Source organism: Kitasatospora gansuensis, from assembly GCF_014203705.1.
Lineage (GTDB): Bacteria > Actinomycetota > Actinomycetes > Streptomycetales > Streptomycetaceae > Kitasatospora > Kitasatospora gansuensis.
On record NZ_JACHJR010000001.1, the window covers coordinates 5,862,254 to 5,887,051 of the forward strand.

Below are 24,798 nucleotides of genomic sequence, written 5' to 3' on the forward strand. Positions count from 1 at the left end.
GTACGGGGCCCGCTGTCATGCCGGCCTGCTGTCGTACGGGGCGTCAGGCCAGGTCGTCGGTGCGGCCGAGGGCGTCAGGCTGGGTGTCCTCGATGCGGCGGAGCATCCGGCCGAGCATCTCGGAGAGGGCGGGGCGTTCGGCGGCGGTGATGTCCTGGAGCAGCTCCTCCTCGAAGACCGCGGCCATCCGCATCGACTCCAGCCACTTGGACCGGCCGTTGGCGGTCAGCTCGATGATCACCCGGACCCGGTTGGCCTCGTCCCGCTCCCGGGTGACCAGGTCCTCGGCCACCATCCGGTCGATCCGGTGGGTCATCGCGGCCGGGGTCAGGCCGAGCCGCTTGGCCAGCTCGCCCGGGCCGAGCTGGTAGGGGCTGCCCGCGACCACCAGGGCCTTGAGCACCTCCCACTCGGCGGATGTGATCCCCAGCACGGTGAGCTGTCGTCCGTAGGCGACGCTCATCCGCCGGGCGACCCGGGAGAGGGTCCCCACGATGGTCTCCACCTGGGGGTCGACCAAGGGGAATTCCCGCTGGTAGACGGCCACCTGCTCGGCGATGGCCAGCTCGCCCGGGTTCGGTGACGCGGGTCTGGGAGTGCTCATGCTCCCCATTCTCCCACGGACTGATGCAGGGGTTAAGGCTTTGACAGCGAAGGCTTCCGATCCTTAGAGTTTAGCTCTGAAATCTTCTGAGCTTAAAAGTATCCAGTGAAAGGGTGTGCACGGTGGCCGGCACGGTGAAGCAGCAGGGCAGGCGTCTCGGGGCGGGAGGTCCGCTGCGCCGCGTCCAGATCGGGAACGCGCTCAGCGCGTTCGGCAGCGGCTTCACGATGCCGTACATGTTCGTCTACGTGGACCAGGTGCGCGGCCTGGGCTCGCTGGCCGCCGGGATGGTCTTCACCGTCTTCGCGCTGGCCGCGCTCGCCGTGCTCCCGTTCACCGGCCGGGGCATCGACCGGTACGGGCCGCGCCCGGTGCTGCTGATCGGCGCCGCGCTGGCCGCCACCGGCGCCTTCGCGTTCGGTCACGCCACCGGGACGCCGGCGCTGCTGGTCTCCTCCTTCCTGTTCGGCGCCGGGGTGACGACCTGTCAGCCGGCCCTGGCCACGATGATCGTGCGCTGCTCCACCAAGGCCACCCGCTCGCGGGCCTTCGCGCTCCAGTTCACCCTGGTCAACCTGGGCATGGGCATCGGTGCGCTGGTCGGCGGGCAGATCGTGGACGTCGCCGACCCGGCCAGCCTGACCCGGCTGTTCACCATCGAGGCGCTCACCTTCCTCGGCCTGGCCCTGGTCACCGGCACCGCCCGGATCCCGGCCGCCGCCCCCGTCCTGGTGGCCGCGACCGGCCCGACCGGGCTGCGCGCGCTGGTCGCCGACAAGGCGATGCTGCGGCTCTGCCTGCTTGCCGGGCTGATCTTCTTCACCTGCTACGGCCAGTTCGAGTCCGGCGTGGCGGCCTTCGCCACCGACACCGTCGGCACCGCGCCGTCCACCCTGGGCCTGGCCATCGGCGCCAACGCGCTGACCATCGTGGTGCTGCAGATGTTCATGGTGAAGCTCACCGAGCGCCGCCGCCGCACCACCGCGATGGCCGCCGCCGGACTGGTCTGGCTCGGCGCCTGGACGATGGCCCTGGTGGCCGGTCTGGTCCGCTCGGAGGCGCTGGTCGCCACCATCGCGATCGTGGCCGTCTACGCCCTGTTCGGCGTCGGCGAGTCGCTGCTCGCGCCCACCCTCGGCCCGATCGTCGCCGACCTGGCCCCGGCCCGGCTGCTCGGGACGTACAACTCCGGCTACGCGCTGGTGAAGCAGATCGCCATCGCGGTCGGCCCGGCCGTCGGTGTGCTGCTGGTCGGCTCCGGCACCTGGCCGCTCTACCTGGCGGCGATGGCGGCCTGCACGCTGCTGATCGTGGTTCTCGCCCTGCGCCTGCGGCCGCATCTGACGGCGGCTCAGGACAACGCGGGCCCGGCCGTCCCGGTGGCGGTGCCGGTCCGGGAGCTGGAGACCGCGGCCTGACGCACCCCGGCGCGCGGCCCCGGCGTGGGGTGCGTCGGCTGGTGGCCGGGGCTACGCTCAGAAAAGCGCGAAGCGCGCCGGAGCGGGCCTCGCGCCGGAGCGGCCCTGGAGAAGGGCGGACACCATGGCTGCCGCACTGCACCCCACTCTGCTGACGGACCTGCGGGCCGGATTCGCCGGGGAGGTCCTCACGCCGGGAGACGGTGAGTACGACCAGGCGCGGACGGTCTTCAACGCGATGATCGACCGCCACCCCCAGCTGATCGCCCAGTGCGCGAACCCGGCGGACGTGGCGGCGGCGATCGCCTTCGGCCGGGAGCAGGGCCTGGAGATCGCGGTCCGGGCCGGTGGGCACGCGGTGTCGGGGGCCTCGGTCAACGACGGCCTGGTGATCGACCTGCGGCGGATGAACTCGGTCGTGGTGGACCCGGAGGCCGGGGTGGCCCGGGTCGGCGGCGGCGCCCTGATGAGCGACCTGGACCGGGCCACCCAGCCGTACGGCCTGGCCACCACCGGTGGGCGCGACTCCAGCACCGGCGTCGCCGGGCTCACCCTCGGCGGCGGCTCCGGCTGGCTGGAGCGGAAGTGGGGACTGGCCTGCGACAACCTGCTCTCGGTCAAGCTGGTGACCGCCGACGGCGAGCTGGTGGCGGCGGACGAGGACCGGCACCCCGAGCTGTTCTGGGCCCTGCACGGCGGTGGCGGCAACTTCGGGGTGGCCACCGAACTCACCTTCGAGCTGCACGAGTTGCCGGCCGTCACGGTGGCCATGCTGGTCTGGCAGCCGGAGGCCGGGCCGCGCGTGATGCGGCACTTCGTGGATTTCATGGCGACCGCGCCCGAGGAGGTCGGCGGCGGTTTCGTCTACTTCACCGGCCCGCCGGAGGATTTCGTCCCGGCCGGGCTGGTCGGCCGGCTCGCGGCGGCCGCGCTGCTCACCTACACGGGGGGCGAGGCGGCGGCCCGCGAGGTGTTCCGGCCGATGCTGGCGTACGGGCACGCCGGGGAGATGATCGCCGAGCTCCCGTACGCGGACTTCCAGTGCATGCTGGACGACCCGCCCGGCGAGCGGAACTACTGGTCCGCCGAGTACCTGAACGGCTTCCCCGCCGAGGCCGTCGACCTGTTCTGCGCCCGGGCCGCCGACATGGTCGTGCCGTCCGCCTCGATGCACGCGTTCTTCCCGATGGGCGGTGCGGTGGCCCGCGGCGAGGACTACCCGGTGCCCTGGCGGGCCGCGCCCTGGGCGGTGCACCCGTTCGGCGTCTGGGCGGATCCGGCCGACGACGCCCGGGGCCGGCAGTGGGCGCGCGACGTCCGGAGCGATCTGCTGCCCTGGTCGATCGGCGCGGTGTACCTGAACTTCATCGGCGACGAGGGCGCGGACCGGGTCGCGGCCGGGCTCGGCACCGGCAACGCCCGGCGGCTGGCGGCGGTCAAGTCGGCCTACGATCCGGAGAATGTCTTCCACCTGAACCACAACATCGTCCCGGCCTGAGCCCGCGTCAGAGCTAGGATTCCCGGCAAAGACGACAAATCTGTCGGGCAATCAGGCGATGAATCGGCGAGGTCATGACGCAAGCGGTGGTGGGCGGGACCGTCGTCGAAGAAGAGGTGCGGCCCCGGCCGTGGGTGGTCCGGCATGGCGGCTGGCTCGGGCCGCTGGCGGTCGCGCTGTTCGCGGGGCTGCTGCGGTTCTGGAACCTGGGCTACCCGAACGCCCTCGTCTTCGACGAGACGTACTACCCCAAGGACGCCTGGTCGCTGCTCCAGCAGGGCTACGAGGGGACCTGGCCGGACAACGCCAACGAGCAGATCCTGGCCGTGCCGCAGGTGATCCCGCTCAGCTCCGCCCCCGAGTTCGTGGCGCACCCGCCGGTCGGCAAGTGGGTCATCTCGCTGGGCGAGTGGGCGTACGGGCTGCACCCGTTCGGCTGGCGGGTGATGGTCGCGCTGCTGGGCACCGTGACGGTGCTGATGGTGGCCAGGATCGGGCGGCGGCTGTTCGGCTCGACGCTGCTGGGCTGCGTGGCCGGGCTGCTGCTGGCGGTGGACGGGCTGCAGCTGGTGATGAGCCGGGTCGGGCTGCTCGACGGCGTGCTGATGTTCTTCGTGCTCGGCGCCTTCGGCTGCCTGCTGGTGGACCGCGACCACGCCCGGGGCCTGCTGGCGGCCGCCCGGGCGGAGGGCGGCCGGGCCGGTGACCAGCTCAAGCTTGGCCTGCGCCCCTGGCGACCGGCGGCCGGGCTGCTGCTCGGCCTGGCCTGTGCGACCAAGTGGAACGGCGCGCCGGTGCTGGCCGCCTTCGGCCTGCTGACCGTGCTCTGGGACCAGGCAGGACGCCGCTGGGCCGGCGCGTACCGGCCCTGGCGGAGCATGCTGCGGCGGGACGCGCTGCCCGCCTTCCTCTCGCTGGTCGGCGTCGCGGTGGTGGTCTACCCGCTCAGCTGGGCCGGCTGGTTCCTCACCGGCGGCGGCTACGACCGGCAGTGGGCCGACGACCGGTCCGGCGCGATGAGCTGGGTGCCCGCGCCGCTGCGCAGCTTGTGGCACTACCAGGTGCAGATGTACGACTTCAACACCGGCCTGTCCACCCCGCACAAGTACCAGTCCGAAGCCTGGAGTTGGCTGGTCCAGGGACGTCCGGTCAGCATGTACTGGGAGCAGGTGCCGAACGGTCAGCGGGGCTGTACCGCCCCGGACGGCTGCGGCTCGCAGATCCTCGCGCTCGGTACGCCGCTGCTCTGGTGGACCGCCTGCTTCGCGCTGCTGTACGTGCTCTGGCGGTGGTTCTTCCGGCGGGACTGGCGCTCGGGCGCGGTGCTCTGCGCGGTGGCCGGGATCTACCTGCCCTGGTTCCGCTACCAGGACCGGACCACCTTCTCGTTCTACATGGTGGTGCTGGTGCCGTTCCTCTGTCTGGCGGTGGCCCAGATGCTCGGGGCGATGCTCGGCCCGCCCGGCTGCTCGGCCGAGCGGCGCCGGTGGGGCGCGGTGGGCGCGGGGCTGATCGTGCTGGCGATCGTCGGCTGCTTCGCGTTCTTCTACCCGTTGTACACGGCGGAGGTGATCCCGATGTCGTCCTGGCAGGACCGGATGTGGTTCACCAGCTGGATCTGATGGCCGCTCAGCAACTGCTGCCGGTCGGCCCCGGGCTGTGGGCGGCGACCGCGCTGCTGCTGGCGGCCGGGGCGGCGGTGGCCGGGTGGGGGCTGCTCGGGCACGGCTGGGCGGTGCTGCGGGCGGGGGCGCGGGCGGCCGTCCAGCTCGCGGTGGTCGCGCTGGTGATCGCCTGGGTGGTCGGGTCGATGTGGACCTCGGCGCTGTTCGTGCTGGTGATGTTCGCGGTCGCGGTCCGGACGGCCGGGCGGCGGATGACCGCCGGGCCCGGCTGGTGGTGGGCGGCGGTGCCGATCGGGGCCGGGGTGCTGCCGGTGCTGGCCCTGCTGGCCGGCTCCCGGCTGCTGCCCTGGCAGGGGCTGTCGGTGATCCCGGTCGCGGGCATCCTGATCGGCGGGGCACTGACCGCCACCTCGCTGTCCGGACGGCGGGCGCTGGACGAGCTGCGGCAGCGCCGGGGCGAGGTGGAGGCCGCGCTCGCGCTCGGCCTGGAGGAGCGCGACGCCCGGCTGGAGATCTGCCGGACGGCCGCCGCCACCTCGCTGGTGCCGGCCCTGGACCAGACCAGGACGGTGGGCCTGGTCACGCTGCCCGGGGCGTTCGTCGGCATGCTGCTGGGCGGGGCGAGCCCGGTGGAGGCCGGGGCGGTGCAGCTGTTCGTGCTGGTCGCGCTGCTGCTGGTGGAGGCGGTGGCGGTACTGCTGGTGCTCGAGCTGGTCGGCCGTGGCGCGGTCGCCGGGTAGACTGGGCGGCTGTTGAAGGGGAGTAGCCCTCCACCGGAGCGTCGACATACTGGCTGCGCCTTGCGCGCGAGCCCGGTGCCCGGGACATCCGTTTGCTTGCGGGTGTTGGCGAGACCTTCGGCCGCAGTGCTGTGATCATTTACCAGTGCTGTCGGGCCGGAGTGTCCCCTGACGGGTCATCATCGGCCGGGCAGCCCGGACCCGATGAAGGGCTTCTTCCCCGATGAGTCTGACCATTGCCGCGATTACCTTCGGCATCGTCTTCCTGGCCGAACTGCCGGACAAGACCGCGCTGGCCAGCCTGGTGCTCGGCACCCGGTACAAGGCGAGCTACGTCTTCGCCGGGATCGCCGCCGCCTTCGCCCTGCAGGTCGGCCTGGCGCTGGCGGCCGGCAGCCTGCTGGCGCTGCTGCCGCAGCGCGCGGTGGAGGGGGTCACCGGTGTGCTGTTCCTGGCGGGCGCGGTGATGCTGCTCTGGCCCAAGGGCGACGAGGAGGAGGACGGCGAGGCCAAGGAGCCGTCCTCGGGCAGCTTCTGGAAGGTCGCGGGCGCCAGCTTCCTGGTGGTCGCGGTGGCCGAGTTCGGCGACCTGACCCAGATCATGACGGCCAACCTGGCGGCCAAGTACGCCGACCCGCTCTCGGTCGGCATCGGCGCCTGGCTGGCGCTCTGCGCGGTGAGCGGGATCGCCATCCTGGGCGGGCAGAAGCTGCTGCAGTACGTGCCGATGAAGGTGATCGTGCGGGTGGCGGCGAGCATCATGCTGCTGATGGCGGGCTTCAGCCTGTTCAAGGCGGCCACCGGCTGAGCTCAGTCGAGTGGGTAAGGGGTGGACTTGTCGGTCCGCAGGCGGTCGAGGAAGCCCCGCATCCGGACGGCGGTCCCGGCGTGCCGGTCCAGCAGGGCGGCCAGCTCCGGCGCGGTGCCGGCCGGGCGCCGCCCGTCGGCCCAATCGGCTGCCAGGCCCGCCGGGAGGTACTGGGTGAGCAGGTGGGCCACCGTGTACGCCGCGTCGTAGCCCCGGTGGCGGTCGAGGAACTCCCGCTCGGTGCGGGTGAGTTCGAAGCTCTCACCGAGGGCGAGACCGAAGTCGGTGAAGTACAGGCGGTGACCGTCCGTCAGCACGTTGCGGAAGTGCGCGTCGAAGTGGACCAGGCCCCGGTCCCGCAGGAAGGCCGTGGTGTCGGCCAGTTGACCGGCCACCCACGGGACGGCACCGGTGTCCTGCTCGGCCAGCCAGCTGCCCAGGGTGTGCGGGACGTACTCCAGGAAGAGCACGACGGCCGCGTCGGCGGCCAGGATCGCGCGGAGCCGCTCGCCGATCGCGGCCGAGCCGCCCCAGTACGCGACCGCGCCGTCCAGCCCGCCGAGGAAGCCGACCAGGCCCTCGGCGGGCGGCGGTTCGGCGGGCAGCACCCGGGCGTGGTGGAGCAGTGGGAAGCTCTGCTGCGCGCCGTCGAGCACCCAGCCGGTGGTCAGCTCGTGCACCGCCAGCTCGCGCCAGGCGCCGAACCCGGCCGAGCCGACGCCGTACTGGTAGTGCGAGGGCAGGTCGAACAGGTTGGCGGTGGAGCGCAGGTGCTCGGGGCGCTGTTCCAGGGCGGTCAGCGGGACCCGCTTGACGAAGACCTGGGCGCCCTCGATCTCCAGCAGGGAGGTCACGCCGCCGATCCCGGAGCCGAGCGGGGCCGCCGCGTCGAGCAGTGCGGCCAGCCGGTGGTCGCTCAACCGGGCGAGGTGGCCGGCGACCCGGTGGTGGGCGGCGAGACGGTCCTGACGCGGTGTCATGGGCGTCAGTCGGTCATCTCTTCGAGGGCCCGGCGGGTGCTGGGGCCGTAGACGCCTGGCGGGTCGTCGAGCCGGGCGCTGCCGTAGTAGTTCTGGAAGTCACGGACGGCCTTCTCGGTCCTGCTGTCGAAGTCCCCGGTGGCCAGTGAGGAGTTGTACTTCCAGAACAGCACGTCGGCGATCCGGCTCTGCATGTCCTTGACGTCGGCGCCCTGCATGTCCTTCTTGAGGGTCCGGGGCCCGGTCGGTGTCGGAGCCGCGGTGGTCGGGGTGGCCGACGGGGTCGGGGTGGGCGACGGGGTGGGAGTGGGCGTGGGCAGGGCGGAGCTCGCCGAGGGGCTGGGCTTCGGCTTGGCGCTGCTGCGGCTCGCGGACGGGGTGGGGGTGTCCGAGGGCGGCGGGGACTGCACGACGGCCACGGCCGGGGGCGAGCTGGTGGGCTGGTAGTTGCCGACCGGGAGGGGCTGCGCCAGGTCGTGGTCGCCCCCGTCGTCACCGGGGGAGAGCACCAGGGCCAGGCCCGCGCCGATCGCGGCGACGCCCAGTCCGGCCGCGATGATGACGGTCCGTCGGCGCCCGGCCGAGACCTGCTGCTGCACCCGTCGCTCGGCCCGGCCGCCGGGGGCCGGTTCACCGGGGGCGGGGCGGAAGCCGAAGACGCCGAGGTCCGGCGTCGGAGCCTGGGTCGGGGCCGGCTCGGGGGTCCACTGCGGCGGGGTGGGTATCAGCTGCAGGCTGGGCACGGTCTGCGGCGGCAGCGGCGGTGCGGGCGGCGGTCCGACCGGGGGCGGCGGGACGGGTGGCATCAGCTGGGTGGCGAAGCCGTCCGGGGGCACCGTGTGGGTGGCGAACGGGTCGGTGGGCGCGGGGGCGCTCACGTACGGGCGGACCAGCTCGGGGGAGTCGATCGCGGGCAGGACGGCGGTGGCGTCCGAGGGGCCACAGGAGGGACAGCCGTCGGCGTCGACGACGGTGCCGCAGACGGGGCAGTGCGCTCCCGGCATGGGCCGGTCCTCCTCGGTGACGGTGGCGAATGGGCCTGATTATGCAGCAGGTTCCAGTGGGTGGACAGGCGCGTGGTGGGGCTTGTCCGGATTGGTGGTGATACCGGAGATGTGAAGGATCGATGACCGTCAGAGGTGCGGATGGCGCAAGCAGTTGACGGCAAATCGGACATAGCTGACTTATGGTGAGACTGAACGATCATCAGTCCGGGCGCTGGCCAGGCCCGTCGTCCCACCGAGGAGCAGGAATGGCGGAGGCCGCCGCGCCGGAGGACGTCCAGGAGCAGCAGCCTCCGGAAGTGACGGTCCACAAGCTCTGGGTCCCGATCGGCGCCCTGCTGCTGGCGATGCTGCTGGCCGCGCTCGACCAGACCATCGTCTCCACCGCGCTGCCCACCATCGTGAGCGACCTCGGCGGCATGGAGCACCTGTCCTGGGTGGTCACCGCGTACATGCTGGCCTCCACGGCGGCCACCCCGCTCTGGGGCAAGCTGGGCGACATGTACGGCCGCAAGCGGCTGTTCCAGACCTCCATCGTGATCTTCCTGGTCGGCTCCGCGCTCTGCGGACTCTCGCAGAACATGGGGGAGTTGATCGCCTTCCGGGCCCTCCAGGGCCTCGGCGGCGGCGGCCTGATGGTGCTCTCGCAGGCGATCGTCGGCGACCTGGTGGCGCCCCGGGAGCGGGGCAAGTACCAGGGGCTGTTCGGCGCCGTCTTCGGGGTCACCAGCGTGCTCGGGCCGCTGCTCGGCGGCGTCTTCGTGGACAACCTGAGCTGGCGCTGGGTGTTCTACGTCAACCTGCCGATCGGGGCCGTCGCGCTGGCGGTGATCGCGGCGGTGCTGCACGGCAGCGAGGTCAAGCGCGAGCACACCATCGACTACCTGGGCACCCTGCTGATCGCCTCGGTGGCCACCTGTCTGGTGCTGATGACCTCGCTCGGCGGGGTGACCTGGCCGTGGGGCTCCTGGCAGGTCATCGGGCTCGGGGTGCTGGGCGTCCTGCTGCTGGGCTGGTTCATCGCGGTGGAGCGCAGGGCGGCCGAACCGGTGCTGCCGCTCAAGCTGTTTGGCTCCAGGACCTTCAGCCTGGTCGCGGTGATCTCCTTCGTGGTCGGCTTCGCGATGTTCGGCGCGCTGACCTACCTGCCGACCTTCCTCCAGGTGGTCATGCAGGTCTCGCCGACCATGTCCGGCATCCACATGCTGCCGATGGTGCTCGGCATGCTGTTCACCTCGATCGGCTCCGGCCAGATCGTCGCCAGGACCGGCCACTACCGGGTCTTCCCGATCGCGGGCACCGCCGTCACCGCCGTCGGCCTGCTGCTGCTCTCCCGGCTGACCGAGCACAGCTCCACCACCGAGATGAGCCTCTACTTCCTGGTCTTCGGGCTCGGGCTGGGGCTGGTGATGCAGGTGCTGGTGCTGATCGTGCAGAACTCGGTCGGGTACCAGGACCTCGGCGTGGCCACCGCCGGGGCCACCTTCTTCCGTTCGATCGGCGCCTCCTTCGGCGTCTCGATCTTCGGCACCATCTTCGCGAGCGGCCTCAACCGCCGGCTCGCCGAGGATCTGGTGGGGGCCGACCTCCCGGCCGGCTTCCGGCCCGACAGCATCGCCCAGGACCCCCGCTCGATCAGTACTCTGCCGCCGTCCGCCCAGGCCGGGATCTACCACGCGTACGCGGAGTCGATCACCCAGGTGTTCCTGTACGCGGTGCCGATCGTGGTGATCGCCTTCGTGCTCTCGCTCTTCCTGCGCGAGCAGAAGCTCCGCTCCACCGTCACCGCCCCCGACCTCAGTGAGTCGATCGGCCTCAACCCGGTGGAGCGCTCCTCGCTGGACGAGATCGCCCGCGCGCTCGCGGTGCTCGGCTCCCGGGACGCCCGCCGCGACCTGTTCCGCCGGATCACCGCCGAGGCCGGGCTCGACCTGCTGCCCGCCTCCAGCTGGCTGATCCTGCAGATGCAACGGCACGGCAGCGTCGAGCCCGCCGAACTGGCCGAGCACCGGATCGTCCCGATCGCGGTGATCGAGGCGGCCGTCCGGGAGGTGGAGGGCCGGGGGCTGGCGGTCCGCAACGGCCTGCCGCTGCGCCTCACCGAACCGGGCGCCGAGGTGGCCGTCCGACTGGTCGCCGCCCGGCGGGCCCAACTCGCCCAGCTGCTGGGCGACTACGACGAGGAGCAGTTCGGCGAACTGGCCGACCTGCTCACCCGCCTCAGCTCGCAGCTGGGCGGCGACCGCCCCGACCGGACCGGCCCCGAACAGCCCCAGCGCGGTGAGGGACGGACGTACTGACGTCCGCGGCCGTCATTCGGTGCGCCGGGGCCCGGCCTCGCGGCGGGCGATGGCCTCGATCATGTCGCTGATCGTGCCGAGCCCTTCGGGGGAGAGGGTCACGGCGCGCAGCGCGACGTCCCGGACCCCGGCGTCCCGGAGCGCCCCGAGCAGCACCAGCTCCTCGGCGATCCGCTCGCTCTGCCCGTCCTCGAAGAAGTAGGCGGGCGGGACCTGGAAGAACCGGGCCAGGGCTTCGAGGTGACGCTTGGTCGGGTTGTCCCGCCGCCCGGTGCGCAGCTGCCAGAGGTAGGTGGTCGAGAAGCTCTCGCCGGTCGCCTCCCGGCAGGCCCGGGCGACCTCCTCGTTGCTGTACGGCTCCCGGTCGGGCCGGCGGACCGTCCGGAAGAGCCGCTCGATCCGGCCCGCCAGGCCGGTGGCCGTTGCCGACTCGTCCGCCGTCACTGTCGCCTCCCCCGGCTGTCGTGCCTGCGGGGCATCGTACCGATCCGGTCGGTCTAAGGGAGCTCGAGGAAGCGGAACTCGTCCAGGACGGCGAAGCCGGTGCTGTCGTACAGGTTCATCGCGACCTCGTTGCCGCCGAAGACGTTGAACATCATCGCCTCGTCGCCGCCCTGCCGGGTGGCCCACTCGCCGACGGTCATCGCGGCCCGGCCGTAGCCCTTGCCGCGGTGCTCCTCGTGCACCAGCAGGGAGAAGCCGAAGGTGACGCCCGGCAGGAAGCCGTGGTTGACCCAGCCGGTGCCGATCAGCTCGCCGCCGGCCTCCATCGCGTAGAAGGCGTGACCCGGGGTCAGGAAGCCCTCCGGGAGGTAGCGGGCCATGTCCTGGTCGGACTTCAGTTTGGCCTGCTCCGGGGTGAGCGCACCGGCCCGGACGATGTCGGCGATGTACTCGGCCTCCTCGCTGGCGTACCAGGCGGGGTACTCCTGCTCGGTCAGCCGGCGGACCGTCAGCTCCGGCGGCAGCTCGGGCCGCTCGGCCGCCGTGCGGATCCGGTTCTGGCCCAGGACGGCGTAGTCGGCGAACGGCCCCGGGCCGCCGGTGCGCCGGACCTCCACCCGCCGTGCGCCCTGCTCGGCGCACCAGCGCTCGGCCCACGCCCGTCCCTGCGGCACCGTCAGGTCGTGGATCCGGCCGACGGTCGTGCCCTTCTCCTCGCTCACCCCGACCGCGATCCACCCGGTGCCGTCGGTGGCCACCGTCCAGTCCTCGATCCCCTTCAGCGCCCGCTCCAGCAGCGCCAGGGCCAGCGGCTCCGAGCACCCTGCCGCCCGGTACGCGGCCAGCACCCGCTGCTCGAAGCCGTCCCGCCACTCGCTCCGGTCGGTCACCACCGTTATCGCGCTCATCCGCTCAGCCTAGGCGGGGGCCGGGAGGGGGGACGCGGCATTTTTCCCGGGCGCCCGCCGACGGGCGGCCCCGTCATGGTGGCCGACTCCGGGCCCCCGGGGCGATGAGCCGTCCGGGCCGGCCGATGTAGGAGACTGCTGACACCTGATCAGGCTCAGGCCGCCAGCCGGGGCGGCCGTGGAACGTACGAGGTGTCAGATGGCCAGTGTCGTGAAGATCAACGTGTTGACGGTGCCCACCGAGATGCGGGAGACCCTGGAGCAGCGGTTCGCCTCCCGGGCCGGGGCGGTGGAGGGGTCGGACGGGTTCGAGTGGTTCGAGCTGCTCCGGCCGGTGGAGGGGACGGACCAGTACCTCGTCTACACCCGGTGGGCCAGCGAGGAGCACTTCAAGGCCTGGATGGAGGGGCCGATGCAGGCCGCGCACCGTCAGGGGCCGCCGAGCGCCGAGGGCGGACAGCCGAAGCCGGCCGCCTCCGGGTCGACGCTGTGGTCCTTCGAGGTGGTGCAGTCGACCGGCCCGAAGCAGGGCTGAGCCCGGCGGGGACGCCTGACCCCCTGCCGTGGGGGTCAGGCGTCCTTGAAGGTGACCGGGGCGTCGAAGGCCGCGCGGCGGACCGAGCGGCGCAGGGCGCGCAGGATCGGGCCGCCGACGGTGAGGCAGAGCACGGCGGTCAGTACGGCCCGGGGGAGGTCCCAGCCGAGCGAGGTGGCCAGGCAGTAGGCCAGGAAGTGGCCCAGGTTGGTGCCGAGGTCGGCGCCGGCGTCGAAGGAGAGCCCCGGGGGCAGGCCGACGCCGAGGTAGGGCCAGAACTGAAGGTTCATCACGGTGCCGTACGCGACCGAGGCGAGGGCGCCGTAGCCCGCCAGCAGCAGGAGCTCGCCCCGGCCGCGCAGCCGGGCCGGGCCGGGCAGCAGACCGGCGCCGAGGCAGACCCAGCCCATGCTGAGCATCTGGAACGGCAGCCAGGGCCCGATCCCGCCGGTCAGCAGGGCGGAGGCGAACATGGTGACCGAGCCGAGCACGAAGCCGAAGCCCGGGCCGAGCACTCGCCCGGCCAGCACCATCAGGAAGAACATCGGCTCCAGCCCGGCCGTCCCCGCGCCGAGCGGGCGCAGCGCCGCCCCGGCGGCCGCCAGTACGCCGAGCAGCGCCACCGACTTGGCGTCCAGACCGGCGCCGCCGTCCGAACGCCCTTCGGAGATCTGGGCGATGACCACACCGAGCAGCAGCGGCATCAGCAGCGCGAACAGCCAGGGCGCGTCGGTGGAGTGCCCGGCCAGTGCCGAGGACGGGTCGGCGAGCAGTGGCCAGCCGAAGGCGACCGCGCCGATCGCGGTGATCAGCAGGAGGAGGACGATCGAGCGCAGGCCGAGCGGCACCGGCCGCGTGAGCGCCTTCACGCCGGGTCCCTTCACGCCGGGTCCCTTCACGCCGGGTCCCCCAGCGCGGCGGCGACCTGGGAGACCGTCAGCCACGGCAGTGGCGCGAGCACCTTGGCCACCTGCGGGGCGAACACCGGGGAGGAGACCACCACTTCGGCGCTCGGACCGTCCGCGACGATCTCGCCCTCGGCCAGGATCACGGTGCGGTGGGCGAGTTCGGCGGCCAGCTCGACGTCGTGGGTGGCCAGCAGGACGGCGTGGCCGTCGGCGGCCAGTTCGCGCAGTACGGTGACCAGCCGGGCCTTGGCGGCGTAGTCCAGGCCGCGGGTCGGCTCGTCCAGCAGGATCAGATCAGGGCGGGCGGTGAGCACCACGGACAGGGCGAGGGTGAGGCGTTGGCCCTCGGAGAGGTCGCGCGGGTGCAGCGCGTCGTCGATGCCGGGCAGCAGCCGGGCCACCAGTGCGCGGCAACTGCCGGGCGCCGCACCGGAGTCGTGGTCCGCGCCCGCGCACTCGGCGGTCACCGTCTCGGCGTACAGCAGGTCGCGCGGCTCCTGCGGGACCAGGCCGACCCGGCGGATCAGCTCCTTCGGCTTCGACCGGTGCGGGGTCAGCCCGGCCGCGTCGACCGTGCCGGAGTCCGGTTTGTACAGGCCGGCCAGGGCGCCGAGCAGGGTGGACTTGCCCGCGCCGTTGCGGCCCATCAAGGCGGTGATCTCGCCTGGGTGCAGGGCGAGTTCGACCCCGCGCAGCACCGGGTTCGGGCCGCGCCGCAGGGTCAGGCGCCCGACCGTGGCGACCGGTTCGGTGGTGACCGGGGGGACGACGGGCGGGGTCCGGCCGTCCAGCGCGGCCCGCAGCGGGGCGGCCCGGCGGCGGGCGTCCCGGACCGACAGCGGCAGCGGCGACCAGCCGGCCGCCCGGCCGAGCCCGACCACCGGCGGGTAGACCGGGGAGACCGCCATCAGTTCGGCGGGGTCGCCGAACCTGGCCGGCCCGTCCGGGGTGAGCAGCAGTACCTGGTCGGCGTACTGGACCACCCGCTCCAGCCGGTGCTCGGTCATCAGTACGGTGGTGCCCAGGTCGTGCACCAGCCGTTGCAGCACCGCGAGCACCTCCTCGGCGGCGCCGGGGTCGAGCGCGGAGGTGGGCTCGTCCAGCACCAGCACCTTGGGGTGGCTGGTCAGCACCGAGCCGATGGCGACCCGCTGTTGCTGGCCGCCGGAGAGGGTGGAGAGCGCCCGGTCGCGCAGCTCGGCCAGGCCGAGCAGGTCGAGGGTGTCCTCGACCCGGCGCCGCATCACCTCCGGGGTGATGCCCAACGACTCCATGCCGTAGGCGAGTTCGTCCTCGACGTTGTCGGTGACGAAGTGTGCCACCGGGTCCTGGCCCACCATGCCGACCAGGTCGGCGAGTTCGCGCGGGCGGTGCTCGCGGGTGTCCCGGCCGTCGACGGTGACCCGGCCGTGCAGCACGCCGCCGGTGAAGTGCGGCACCAGGCCGTTGACCGTGCCCAGCAGGGTGGACTTGCCGACCCCGGACGGGCCGACCACCAGGCAGAGTTCCCCCTCGGGGACGGTCAGGTCGAGGCCGCCGAGCACGGGCGCGGCGGCGTCGTGGTACTGGACCGAGACCTGTTCGAAGTGGATCACTTGGGGGCTCCGGGGCGGGGCGGGGCAGGGGCGACGAAGGCGGGCAGCAGGCCGATCAGCACGGCCAGCGCGGGCAGCAGCGGGAGTTCGGGCACGGTGGGCGGTACGGCCGGCGGGTTGAAGGCGGCGGGGTCGCGGCCGGAGAGCCAGATCAGCAGGGCCGCGACGGCCAGGCCGGAGCCCGCCACCAGCCACTCCCGCCAGGCCCACGGGTCAGGCCGGTAGCGGGTCCTGACCGAGCGTCGGCCGCCGAGCAGCAGCCCGGCGCCGAGCGCGGCCAGACCGGCCAGCAGCACCGGCAGCGCCCAGTGCGCGGTGCCCTCGGTGAGCAGGCCGTAGCAGGCCACGCAGACCGCGAGCAGGCCGGCCAGGGTGAGCGCGCCGATCGACCGGGTGACCCGGCGCGGGACGTCGGCGGCGCGGCCGAAGCCCCGGCTGTCCATGGTGGCGGCCAGGCTGACGGACCGTTCGAGGGCCGACTCCAGTACCGGCAGACCGACGCTGAGCAGCGAGCGCAGGCCCTTGTCGGAGCGGCCGCGCAGACGGCGGGCGGACCTGATCCGCTGGACGTCCGCGACCAGGTTGGGGGTGAAGGTGAGCGCCACCACGGCGGCCACCCCGGCCTCGTACAGCGCGCCGGGCAGGGCGCGCAGCAGCCGGGCCGGGTTGGCCAGCGCGTTGGCGGCGCCGACGCAGATCAGCAGGGTGGCCAGCCGCAGGCTCTGGTAGAGCGAGTAGAGCAGCCCCTCCAGGGTGACGGCGCCGCCGATCCGTACCCCCTGCGCCCAGTCCGGCAGCGGGAGTTGGGGCAGCGTGAAGAGCACGTGGGTGCCGCCGACGCCGGAGCCGAGGAAGACCGTGAAGAGCAGCCGGATGCCGAGCACCGCCAGCGCCAGCTTGACGAAGGCGGTGTAGGAGCGGGCCCAGGGTTCGGTGCTGCGCCGCGCCGCGACCACGTAGCCGGAGACCGCCACGATCAGCAGGAGCAGCAGCGGGTTGGTGGTGCGGGAGGCCGCCGCGCCCAGCCCGATCGCCCACAGCCACCACGCGCCGGGGTGCAGGTGGCGCGGGCCGATCGCGGAGCGGGTCGAGCGGACGGGGCGGGGCCGCCGGGTGCGGCTGGGCGTGGGCACGGGTGACACCTCAGGAGTCGCGGCGGCGCCGGGCCTGCCAGACCGCGCCGGCGGCGAGCACGGCGACCAGCGCGCCGCCCGCCAGCAGGCCCACCGACGGGCCCGAACTCTCCTTCTGCTCGGTGGAGTTGCCGACGGTGTCGCCACAGCCGGTACGGGGGTAGCCGACGATGGCGCACAGGATGCCGGCCGAGTCGTAGCGCAGCGGCGGGGCGACCGCCGCCAGCACCTCGGCCGAGCTCGCGGCGGTCGGGACCGCCGCGCAGGCGGTCCGGGCCGGCGGCGGGGTCTCGCCGCCCGGGGCGTCGGCGGCGGTGCCGAAGTCCAGTACGACGGCGATCCGCTTCTTGCCGGCCTGGGCCGGGGTGGCGGCGCAGACCGTGGCGAAGTCGCCGGCGGCGGTGGGCCGGGCGGCGTCCTTCCCGCCGTCGGGGCTGACCGCGAACCGCCAGCCGTCCACCGCGCCGTCCGGCGGGACGTACACCGCGGGGCCCTGTTGCTGGTACGCCCAGGCGCTGCCGGACCACTTCCAGAACGACCAGTAGCGGTAGCCGGTGGCGTGCGCGGGCGTGGCGAGCAGGAACGGCAGCAGCAGCGCCAGGACGGCGGCGACGGCCGGGGCCGTCACCGCCGCCCGGGCGTGAGGGGAGGTCACTTCTGCTCGTCGCCCTCGGACTTGGTGGGACCGGCGGCCTTCTTCGGGGCGGCGGTCGGGCCGTCGGTGGCGTGGGCGCCGCGCTTGCGCTGGAGGCTGAGCAGCAGACCGCCGCCGATGCCGATCAGCAGGCCGATGCCGACCAGCCAGACCGGGGAGAAGCCGCTGTTGTCGTCGGCCTCGGTGACGCCGGAGCCGGGCGCCCTGGTGCCCTCGGGGTCGGCCGCGGTGGCGGCCGCCGGGACGGACTTGGGCGCCGGGCCCGCGTCCATCAGCAGCTGCACCACGTTGGTGCCGCCGAAGTTGTACGGGTCGAGCTGGGCGGCCTGCGCGGTCAGCAGCATCAGCGCGGCGGCCGAGGCGTCGGTGCCGGACTTGCCCTTGGCGGCCCAGTCGTAGCCGTTGCCGGCCAGCCAGTCGGCGGCCGGGGCGGCCTGGTTCGGGTGCCCGGACTGGACCAGGCCGAGCACGGTCCAGGCGGTCGCGGCGTAGTCGGGGGTGGGGGTGGCGCCGGGCATGCTCTGCATCAGGTGCTGCCCGTTGGCGCCCAGTTGGGCGACCAGGTAGGCACCGGCCGCCTCGGCGGAGTTCGCGTGCGGCACGGTGGCCGCGGCGGTGGCGCAGTCCAGCGGCTTGGGCGCGGTGTCCACCCGGTTGGTGTTGGTGACCGGCAGCTTGCCGCCCGCCGCGGCCAGCAGGGCCTGGGCGCCGGCCAGGTCGTTGGCCTTGAGCGCGCCGTCCGGGGCCGGCTGGTAGGCGAAGGCGCCGCGCTGCTCGGCGGGCGCGGCGCAGCCGAGCTGGTACAGCGCCAGGCCGTCGTAGGCGTTCTTGCCGTTCTTGACGACCGAGGCCGGGTCGATGCCGGTGGCGACCAGCGCGTTGACGGCCAGTCCGGTGGAGTTGGCGTCGCCCGGGGTGCCGGGGTTGACGGGCCAGCTGCCGTCCGCGTTCTGAACGGTCTTCAGCCAGTCGGTGCCCCGGGTCACCGCGTCCTGGTGCCCGCCGAGCAGCTTGAGCGCCTGGATCGCCAGCGCGCCGGCGTTGCTGTCCTCGGCCTTGGGGTCACAGGCGATCGAGGGGTCGGACCGGAACGGGGCCCAGCCGCCGTCCGCGCACTGCTGGCCGGTCAGCCAGACCACGGCCGCGTCGGACGGGACGACCTTGGCGGCGCCCAGCGCGGTGAGCGCCAGCGACTGCCGCCAGACGCCGTCGTACGTCGGGTCGCCCTTCCCGTAGAGCGCGGGCGGGGCGGCGGCGGGGGACGGGGTGTCCGCGAGGGCGGGGGCGGCGGCGCCGATCAGCAGGGCGGCGGCGGCCAGCGCGGCGGCGCCCGTGCGGGCGGTGGTGAGCATGAGGGTCGACGTGCCTTTCGATGAGCGGAGCAGCGGCCCGATGGTCCTGATCCTGCGTCCAAGACTCTAACCGGCCGACCGGACCGCCCCCGATCGGACACGGTGGGGACGGCAGTGCGCCCGGAAACTGGAACGGGTATCAGGTTTGCGGGGTCACGACAGCAGGCCGGCGCGCTGACCCGGCGTCACCCGGGTGCCGGAGCAACACGCGCGGTGCTTCGGCCCGGGTGCCGAGCATGGGGGCATGACGAGCACCGAACCCCTCCTGATCATGATCGTCGGCGACTCCATCAGCCACGGCAGCAGCGGCGACTGGACCTGGCGCTACCGGTTCTGGAAGCACCTGGAGGCGCACCGGGTCGCCGTGGACCTGGTGGGACCGAAGAACACCCTGGACAACATCCGCACCGCCGAGGTCGGGGACGACGACGACACGTACGCGGACCCGGGCTTCGACACCGACCACGACGCCCAGTGGGGGCGGCCGTACGTGACGGAGAAGGAGGAGATCGAGGCCAAGGTGGCCGAGCACCGGCCGGAGTACCTGCTGGTGCTGCTCGGGATCAACGACCTGTTCTGGTACGGGGTCGAGCCGCCGGAGTTCGAGGCCAACCTGCGGGAGTTCGTGGCGAACGCGCGGCGGGCCGAGCCGGGGCTGCGGATCGTGCTCGGGCGGATCCTGCCGACCGTGAAGGCGGCGGAGGACCGGGAGTTCGCGGCCCGGGTGGCGGCCTGCAACGGGCGGATCGAGACGGTGGCGAAGGACCTGGACCGGGCCGACGCCCCGGTGCTGACGGCCAGGACCGACGCCGAGTTCGTCGCCGCCGCGCACACCTGGGACGGGACGCACCCGAACCCGGCGGGGGAGTTCCGGATCGCGGCGGCCTTCGCCGACGCGCTGGCGGACCGCTTCGGGGTGGGTGCCAGGTACGCCCGTCCGTTCCCGGACGTCGCGGAGATCTCGCAGGCGGCGAAGGCCTCGATCGACTGAGACCGGGCGGTCCGAGCGGCGGACGGAGCGTCAGAGGACGAGGAGCCGGGCCGCGGTGTGCAGGTCGCCGCGGACCTCGGCGAGGGAGGCGCGGCCGGAGAGCCAGGCGAGCAGGGTGGCGTGCCAGGTGTGGCCGATCACCCGCAGGGCGGCCTGCTGGCCGGGGGAGGGGGTGGGGCCGAGTTGGGCGGCGTCCAGCACGATGGCCGAGGTGACGGCCGAGACGGCGTCCACCTCGGCGCCGACCGAGCGGTCGGCGAAGGAGAGCGCGCGGACCATCGCCTCGGCGAGCCGGGGTTCGCGCTGGAGCGCGTGGAAGGCCTGGGTCAGGGTCTCGGCCACCCGCCCGGCCGGGTCGTCGCCGGTCGGCGGGTGGCGGCGGACCTGCTCGTGCAGGTGCTGGAGCTGCTCCTGCATCACCGCCACCAGCAGGTGCACCTTGGACGGGAAGTAGCGGTAGAGGGTGCCGAGTGCGACCTCGGCGGTCTCCGCCACCTCGCGCATCTGGACCGCCTCGTACCCGCCCCGGGCGGCCAGCGTGGTGGCGGCCCGCAGGATCCGGCGGCGGCGGTCGGCCTGCCGGGGGGTGAGCCCGGTTCCGAGGGCGGCGGTGGTGGTCAAGGGGGCTCCCAGAGCGCGCGCGTGGGTGACCGGATCGAGGTGATTCAACCACGGGGTGGGAGGTGAGGATATGTCAGCGGACGGGCGGTCCGAGAGTTATGTCACAGTGAACGCCGGGTGAGCGGGCTTCCCGGACGGGTCAGAATGGATGCCTCCGGTACTGACGTACTCGTCAGTAGCATTCCTCGGGGGCGATCTGCCGCCCCCGGGTGCGGGCCGGTATCGTCAAGGTCTCTCATTGTTCGAACTGCCCAATGACGAGCTCCACCATCATGAAACGTGATCTACTTTCCCGCCGCCGCGCAGGCCGGGTGGTAGGGGACAGGAGCCCCGGATGACCGCGCTGCCGCCGCGACCGCTGCGGATCGCCCTGCTGTCCTACCGGGGCGACCCGTACTGCGGCGGCCAGGGCGTCTACGTCCGGCACCTGTCCCGCGAGCTGGCCAGGCTCGGGCACCACGTGGACGTGGTCGGCGCCCAGCCCTTCCCGGTGCTCGACCCGGTCGAGGGGCCCGGCAGCGTCCGGCTGGTGGAGCTGCCCAGCCTGGACCTGTACCGCGCCGACGACCCGTTCCGCACCCCGGCGCTCGCCGAGTACCGCGGCCTGGTGGACGTGCTGGAGGTGGCCGGGATGCGCACCGGCGGCTTCCCCGAGCCGCTCACCTTCTCGCTCCGGGCCCGGAAGTACCTGGCCGCGCACAAGGGCCGCTACGACGTGGTGCACGACAACCAGACCCTCGGCTACGGCCTGCTGGGGCTGGCCAGGCACGGCTTCCCGCTGGTCACCACCGTGCACCACCCGATCACCGTGGACCGCCGGCTGGAGATCGACGCCGCCGCCACCCGGTTGGAGCGCCTCGGCAAGCGCCGCTGGTACGCCTTCACCCGGATGCAGCGCCGGGTGGCCGCCCGGCTCGAGCACGTGATCACCGTCTCGGAGAGCTCGAAGGCCGAGATCGCCGAGCAGCTCGGCACCCCGGCCCGCCGCATCGCCGTGGTCCCGATCGGAGCCGACACCCGGCTCTGGTCACCGTCTGCGGAGATCGCCCAGGTGCCCGGCCGGATCGTCACCACCTCCAGCGCGGACGTGCCGCTCAAGGGCCTGGTCCACCTGGTCGAGGCGCTGGCCAAGCTGCGCACCGAGCGGGACGCGCACCTGGTGGTGGTCGGCAAGCCGCAGCGCGGCGAGGGGCCGGTGGCCGAGGCGGTCCGCCGGTTCGGTCTGGAGCGCTGGATCGAGTTCCGCACCGGGCTGACCGATCAGGAGCTGGTCGACCTGTACCGCTCGGCCGAGGTGGCCTGCGTGCCCTCGCTGTACGAGGGCTTCTCGCTGCCCGCCGCCGAGGCGATGGCCACCGGCACCCCGCTGGTCGCCACCACCGGCGGCGCGATCCCCGAGGTGGCGGGGCCGGACGGCGAGACCTGCCTGGCGGTGCCGCCCGGCGACGCCGGTGCGCTGGCCACCGCGCTCGGCCGACTGCTGGACGACCCCGAGCTGCGGGCCGAGCTCGGCGCGGCCGGGCGGCAGCGGGTGCTCGCCCGGTTCACCTGGCAGCGGGCCGCCGAACTCACCGCCGACCGCTACCGGGCGGCGATCGCCACCGGGGCCGGACAGCGGGCCAGGGCCGGCGCGGGCTGGCGCTACGTCGCCTGACCGCCGCCCGGCCCGACGAGCAGCCCCGCCTGACGGCTGATCAAACGTTTTTTCGCCGAGTACCAAACGAATGGGAGCCCCGCAGTGCTGACCGTCGATTTCTCCCGCTTCCCGCTCGCCCCCGGCGACCGGGTGCTCGACCTGGGCTGTGGCGGGGGCCGGCACGCCTTCGAGGCATACCGGCGCGGCGCGAACGTGGTCGCCCTGGACCAGAACGGCGAGGAGATCGCCGAGGTCCGCAAGTGGTTCGCCGCCATGGAGCTGGCCGGGGAGGCCCCGGCCGGTGCCTCGGCGGTGGCGATGGAGGGCGACGCGCTCAACCTGCCGTTCGACGACGACACCTTCGACAAGATCATCATCTCCGAGGTGATGGAGCACATCCCGGACGACAAGGGCGTGCTGGCCGAGATGGTCCGGGTGCTCAAGCCGGGCGGCCTGCTGGCCGTCACCGTGCCGCGCTACCTGCCGGAGAAGATCTGCTGGGCGCTCTCCGACGAGTACCACGAGGTCGAGGGCGGCCACATCCGGATCTACAAGGGCGACGAGCTGGTCGAGAAGGTCCGCGAGTCCGGCCTGGAGCCGTACGCCGAGCACCACGCGCACGCGCTGCACTCGCCGTACTGGTGGATCAAGTGCGCGGTCGGCGTCAACAACGACAAGGCGCTGCCGGTCCGGGCCTACCACCAGCTGCTGGTCTGGGACATCGTCGGCACCCCGGTGATCAGCAGGATCACCAAGGCCGCCGAGAAGGCGCTCAACCCGGTGCTCGGCAAGAGCTTCGTGGTGTACGCCAGCAAGCCCCGGCGGGCGGGCTCGTGACGGCCGCCATCCCGGAGGCGCTGCTGCTGGACGGCGTGCTGAACGCCCGTCAGGCCGCCGACACGGTGCGCTCGATCCTGGCCGACCAGCAGCCCGACGGCGCCATCCCGTGGTTCGGCGGCGGCCACCTCGATCCGTGGGACCACACCGAGGCCGCGATGGCCCTGGACACGGCGGGCGAGCACGCGGCCGCCGAGGCGGCGTACCGCTGGCTGGCGGGCAGTCAGAACCCCGACGGCTCCTGGTACGCGGCGTACGTGGACGGCGAGGTGACCAACCGCGCCAAGGAGACCAACTTCTGCGCGTACCTGGCGGTCGGCGTCTGGCACCACCACCTCTCCTCGGGCGATGACGCCTTCCTGGACTGGATCTGGCCGACGGTCCGCCGGGCGCTGGACTTCACGGTCGGGCTGCGGCTGCCGGGCGGCCCGATCGCCTGGCGGCAGGACGAGGACGGCAGCGCGCCGCAGGAGGCGCTGCTGACCGGCTCGTCCAGCATCCTGCACGCCCTGCGGTGCGGGCTCGCCATCGCGGACTACCTCGAAGAGCCGCAGCCGGACTGGGAGTTGGCGGCCGGCCGGCTCCGGCACGCGATCACCCACCACCCGGAGCGGTTCCTCGACAAGGACCGCTACTCGATGGACTGGTACTACCCCGTGCTCGGCACCGCGCTGCGCGGCCCCGAGGCGGTGGCCCGGATCGAACGGGACTGGGAGCGCTTCGTGGTGCCCGGCCTCGGCGTGCGCTGCGTCAGCGACCGGCCCTGGGTGACCGGCGGGGAGAGCGCCGAACTGGCGCTCGCGCTCTGGGCGGTGGGCCAGTCCGACCGCGCGGTGGAGATCCTGCGCTGGATCCAGCACCTGCGGCACCAGGACGGCTCGTACTGGACCGGGTACGTCTTCGAGGACGACGCGATCTGGCCGGAGGAGCGCACCACCTGGACGGCCGGGGCGCTGCTGCTCGCGGTGGCGGCGCTGGGCGGCGACCACGCGACGGTGGCGGTGTTCGGCGGGGAGCAGCTGCCGGCCGGACTGGTCGTCAGCGACTGCTGCTGAGTCGACAAGCGAGAGGGGCCCGGGGACCTGATGGTCCCCGGGCCCCTCTCTGCTGTGGTGCTCAGCCGCGCTGGATGCCGGAGGCGTCGTTCAGCAGGCCGTGCGAGCCGTCCTGGAGCTGGGCGACCAGCGAGTTGCCGCGCTGCTCGACCGCCAGGTACCAGGTGCCGGGCACCAGTTCGCCGACCGGCGGGCCGACCGGGTTGTCCTTCGGCGCGAGCTGACGCGGCGCCGGGACGGCGAACCAGAACGGCGCGAAGTCCGCGGCCGGGGCGGCCGGGGCCGGCACCGCGACGGCGGGCTGGACCTGGGTCGGGTCCTGGTGCGCGGGGGCCGGCTGGCCGGCGGCCTGACCCGGCGTCGGGTAGCCGTAGCCGTGCTGCTGCTCGGGCGCGGCGGCGTAGCCGGGCAGACCGCCCTGGCCGGGCTGGGCCTGCGCCAGGCCCTGGTCGGCCGGGTAGCCGTACTGGCCGGGCTGACCCTGGCCGGGCTGCCCGGGACCGGGCTGGAAGCCGCCGACCGGGGCACCGGCGTACGGGGCCTGGGTGACCGGGGGCTTGTCGGTCAGCAGCGGGGCCTGCAGCGCGGGCACCAGCGGACCGGCCGCGGCGGCACCGGTCAGCACCAGCAGGGCGAGCACGCCCAGCCAGGCGCCGAAGCCGTGGCCGATGCCCTCGGGGCCACCGGCCAGCGACCAGAGGCCGGACCACAGCGCGGCGGCGGCCAGCGCGATGCCCCACTGGTCGAGCCGCAGGCCGAGCACCTGGCGCCCGGCGACGGCCTCGCCCTGGAAGCGCTGCACCAGGATCAGGGCCGCGGCGGCGATGCCGAGCAGGTAGATCGAGGGCAGCACCGGGAAGAGGTTGGCCGACCAGGCGTTCTGCGAGAAGGAGGAGCAGATCTTCAGGGCGCAGCTGTCGGCGGTGAAGTACGGCAGGAAGGAAGAGATGAACAGCAGGACGGCCGCACCTGCGACGGCGGCGTCTCCCCTGGTGAGAGCGCGCAGATTCACTAACGTTCCCCTCGTCGGTGTATGTCGTGGACGGCAGTGTGGTTCGGACGGTGCAAAAGCCTAGGGCCAAGCCGTTCGGGAGTGCACGGCGGGATCCCGAAACGGGGGGTGTCGTGGCAAAACACCCGCGATCGGCCCC

At 73.4% G+C, this 24,798-nt stretch carries 23 protein-coding genes; 11 read left to right on the forward strand and 12 right to left on the reverse strand.

Translation table 11 applies throughout. From position 1 onward, the window contains the following. Positions 1–43 precede the first annotated feature (43 nt). Complete coding sequence (locus F4556_RS26545; protein WP_184920318.1) at positions 44–604, reverse strand: MarR family winged helix-turn-helix transcriptional regulator; 561 nt, start codon at positions 602–604, stop codon at positions 44–46. A 122-nt stretch (positions 605–726) separates the two neighbouring features. Here F4556_RS26545 and F4556_RS26550 point away from each other — a divergent pair, with 122 nt between their 5' ends. From F4556_RS26550 to F4556_RS26570, 5 genes are all read left to right on the forward strand, one after another. Continuing rightward, positions 727–2,022 (forward strand): MFS transporter, encoded by a 1,296-nt coding sequence (locus F4556_RS26550; RefSeq protein WP_313068654.1) that lies wholly within the window; start codon positions 727–729, stop codon positions 2,020–2,022. 124 nt (positions 2,023–2,146) lie between these two features. Continuing rightward, positions 2,147–3,520: an FAD-binding oxidoreductase gene (locus F4556_RS26555; protein ID WP_184920319.1), complete on the forward strand. Its 1,374-nt coding sequence runs from the start codon at positions 2,147–2,149 to the stop codon at positions 3,518–3,520. A gap of 74 nt (positions 3,521–3,594) precedes the next feature. Further along, the gene (locus F4556_RS26560) at positions 3,595–5,142 is read left to right on the forward strand and encodes a dolichyl-phosphate-mannose--protein mannosyltransferase (RefSeq protein ID WP_184920328.1); all 1,548 of its coding nucleotides are present in this window, start codon (positions 3,595–3,597) and stop codon (positions 5,140–5,142) included. Beyond that, complete coding sequence (locus F4556_RS26565; RefSeq protein ID WP_184920330.1) at positions 5,142–5,885, forward strand: ABC transporter permease; 744 nt, start codon at positions 5,142–5,144, stop codon at positions 5,883–5,885. Before F4556_RS26560 ends, F4556_RS26565 begins: the two co-directional genes overlap by 1 nt. Before the next feature lie 223 nt (positions 5,886–6,108). Further along, entirely contained in the window at positions 6,109–6,693 is a 585-nt protein-coding gene (locus F4556_RS26570; RefSeq protein WP_184920332.1) for a TMEM165/GDT1 family protein, read from the forward strand. A gap of 2 nt (positions 6,694–6,695) precedes the next feature. Here the strand turns inward: F4556_RS26570 and F4556_RS26575 are convergent, their stop codons facing one another. Together F4556_RS26575 and F4556_RS26580 are read right to left on the reverse strand one after the other, a co-directional pair. Next, positions 6,696–7,673: a BUD32 family EKC/KEOPS complex subunit gene (locus tag F4556_RS26575; RefSeq protein WP_184920334.1), complete on the reverse strand. Its 978-nt coding sequence runs from the start codon at positions 7,671–7,673 to the stop codon at positions 6,696–6,698. A 5-nt stretch (positions 7,674–7,678) separates the two neighbouring features. Further along, positions 7,679–8,677, reverse strand: coding sequence for a peptidoglycan-binding domain-containing protein (locus F4556_RS26580; protein WP_184920336.1), 999 nt, complete (start codon positions 8,675–8,677; stop codon positions 7,679–7,681). A gap of 248 nt (positions 8,678–8,925) precedes the next feature. Between F4556_RS26580 and F4556_RS26585 the strand changes: the two genes are divergently transcribed. Continuing rightward, the gene (locus F4556_RS26585; RefSeq protein ID WP_184920338.1) at positions 8,926–10,977 is read left to right on the forward strand and encodes an MFS transporter; all 2,052 of its coding nucleotides are present in this window, start codon (positions 8,926–8,928) and stop codon (positions 10,975–10,977) included. A gap of 12 nt (positions 10,978–10,989) precedes the next feature. Here the strand turns inward: F4556_RS26585 and F4556_RS26590 are convergent, their stop codons facing one another. Both F4556_RS26590 and F4556_RS26595 read right to left on the reverse strand, forming a co-directional pair. Next, positions 10,990–11,421, reverse strand: a complete 432-nt coding sequence (locus F4556_RS26590) for a helix-turn-helix domain-containing protein (RefSeq protein ID WP_184920340.1) — start codon at positions 11,419–11,421, stop codon at positions 10,990–10,992. A gap of 53 nt (positions 11,422–11,474) precedes the next feature. Continuing rightward, complete coding sequence (locus F4556_RS26595; RefSeq protein WP_184920342.1) at positions 11,475–12,329, reverse strand: GNAT family N-acetyltransferase; 855 nt, start codon at positions 12,327–12,329, stop codon at positions 11,475–11,477. Between the two features lie 199 nt (positions 12,330–12,528). Here F4556_RS26595 and F4556_RS26600 point away from each other — a divergent pair, with 199 nt between their 5' ends. Further along, complete coding sequence (locus F4556_RS26600) at positions 12,529–12,864, forward strand: antibiotic biosynthesis monooxygenase family protein (protein WP_184920344.1); 336 nt, start codon at positions 12,529–12,531, stop codon at positions 12,862–12,864. Between the two features lie 35 nt (positions 12,865–12,899). Here the strand turns inward: F4556_RS26600 and F4556_RS26605 are convergent, their stop codons facing one another. Genes F4556_RS26605 through F4556_RS26620 form a run of 5 tightly spaced genes read right to left on the reverse strand, consistent with a single transcriptional unit; the run spans position 12,900 to position 18,507 of the window. Continuing rightward, positions 12,900–13,763 carry an ECF transporter S component gene (locus F4556_RS26605; protein WP_313068656.1) on the reverse strand — a complete coding sequence of 288 codons (864 nt, stop codon included), beginning with the start codon at positions 13,761–13,763 and terminating at the stop codon, positions 12,900–12,902. Continuing rightward, positions 13,760–15,367: an ABC transporter ATP-binding protein gene (locus F4556_RS26610; RefSeq protein ID WP_184920346.1), complete on the reverse strand. Its 1,608-nt coding sequence runs from the start codon at positions 15,365–15,367 to the stop codon at positions 13,760–13,762. The genes F4556_RS26605 and F4556_RS26610 overlap by 4 nt, the downstream gene beginning before the upstream one ends. Next, positions 15,364–16,500 carry an energy-coupling factor transporter transmembrane component T gene (locus F4556_RS38500; RefSeq protein ID WP_376775748.1) on the reverse strand — a complete coding sequence of 379 codons (1,137 nt, stop codon included), beginning with the start codon at positions 16,498–16,500 and terminating at the stop codon, positions 15,364–15,366. Before F4556_RS38500 ends, F4556_RS26610 begins: the two co-directional genes overlap by 4 nt. 10 nt (positions 16,501–16,510) lie before the next feature. Next, entirely contained in the window at positions 16,511–17,155 is a 645-nt protein-coding gene (locus F4556_RS37625; RefSeq protein ID WP_313068657.1) for an SCO2322 family protein, read from the reverse strand. Then, positions 17,152–18,507 (reverse strand): SCO2321 family membrane protein, encoded by a 1,356-nt coding sequence (locus F4556_RS26620; protein ID WP_184920350.1) that lies wholly within the window; start codon positions 18,505–18,507, stop codon positions 17,152–17,154. The genes F4556_RS37625 and F4556_RS26620 overlap by 4 nt, the downstream gene beginning before the upstream one ends. A gap of 244 nt (positions 18,508–18,751) precedes the next feature. Between F4556_RS26620 and F4556_RS26625 the strand changes: the two genes are divergently transcribed. Beyond that, complete coding sequence (locus F4556_RS26625; protein WP_184920352.1) at positions 18,752–19,498, forward strand: SGNH/GDSL hydrolase family protein; 747 nt, start codon at positions 18,752–18,754, stop codon at positions 19,496–19,498. 30 nt (positions 19,499–19,528) lie between these two features. On the opposite strand, the gene F4556_RS26630 is transcribed toward F4556_RS26625, so the two are convergent. Next, positions 19,529–20,119, reverse strand: a complete 591-nt coding sequence (locus F4556_RS26630) for a TetR family transcriptional regulator (RefSeq protein WP_184920354.1) — start codon at positions 20,117–20,119, stop codon at positions 19,529–19,531. 334 nt (positions 20,120–20,453) lie between these two features. Here F4556_RS26630 and F4556_RS26635 point away from each other — a divergent pair, with 334 nt between their 5' ends. The 3 genes from F4556_RS26635 (at position 20,454) to F4556_RS26645 (ending at position 23,647) form a co-directional block, all read left to right on the forward strand. After that, positions 20,454–21,773, forward strand: a complete 1,320-nt coding sequence (locus F4556_RS26635; RefSeq protein ID WP_184920356.1) for a glycosyltransferase family 4 protein — start codon at positions 20,454–20,456, stop codon at positions 21,771–21,773. Between the two features lie 84 nt (positions 21,774–21,857). Continuing rightward, entirely contained in the window at positions 21,858–22,592 is a 735-nt protein-coding gene (locus F4556_RS26640) for a class I SAM-dependent methyltransferase (protein WP_184920358.1), read from the forward strand. Then, positions 22,589–23,647, forward strand: a complete 1,059-nt coding sequence (locus tag F4556_RS26645) for a prenyltransferase (protein ID WP_313068658.1) — start codon at positions 22,589–22,591, stop codon at positions 23,645–23,647. Before F4556_RS26640 ends, F4556_RS26645 begins: the two co-directional genes overlap by 4 nt. A gap of 61 nt (positions 23,648–23,708) precedes the next feature. On the opposite strand, the gene F4556_RS26650 is transcribed toward F4556_RS26645, so the two are convergent. Continuing rightward, positions 23,709–24,659 carry a hypothetical protein gene (locus F4556_RS26650; RefSeq protein ID WP_184920360.1) on the reverse strand — a complete coding sequence of 317 codons (951 nt, stop codon included), beginning with the start codon at positions 24,657–24,659 and terminating at the stop codon, positions 23,709–23,711. Positions 24,660–24,798: the final 139 nt, after the last annotated feature.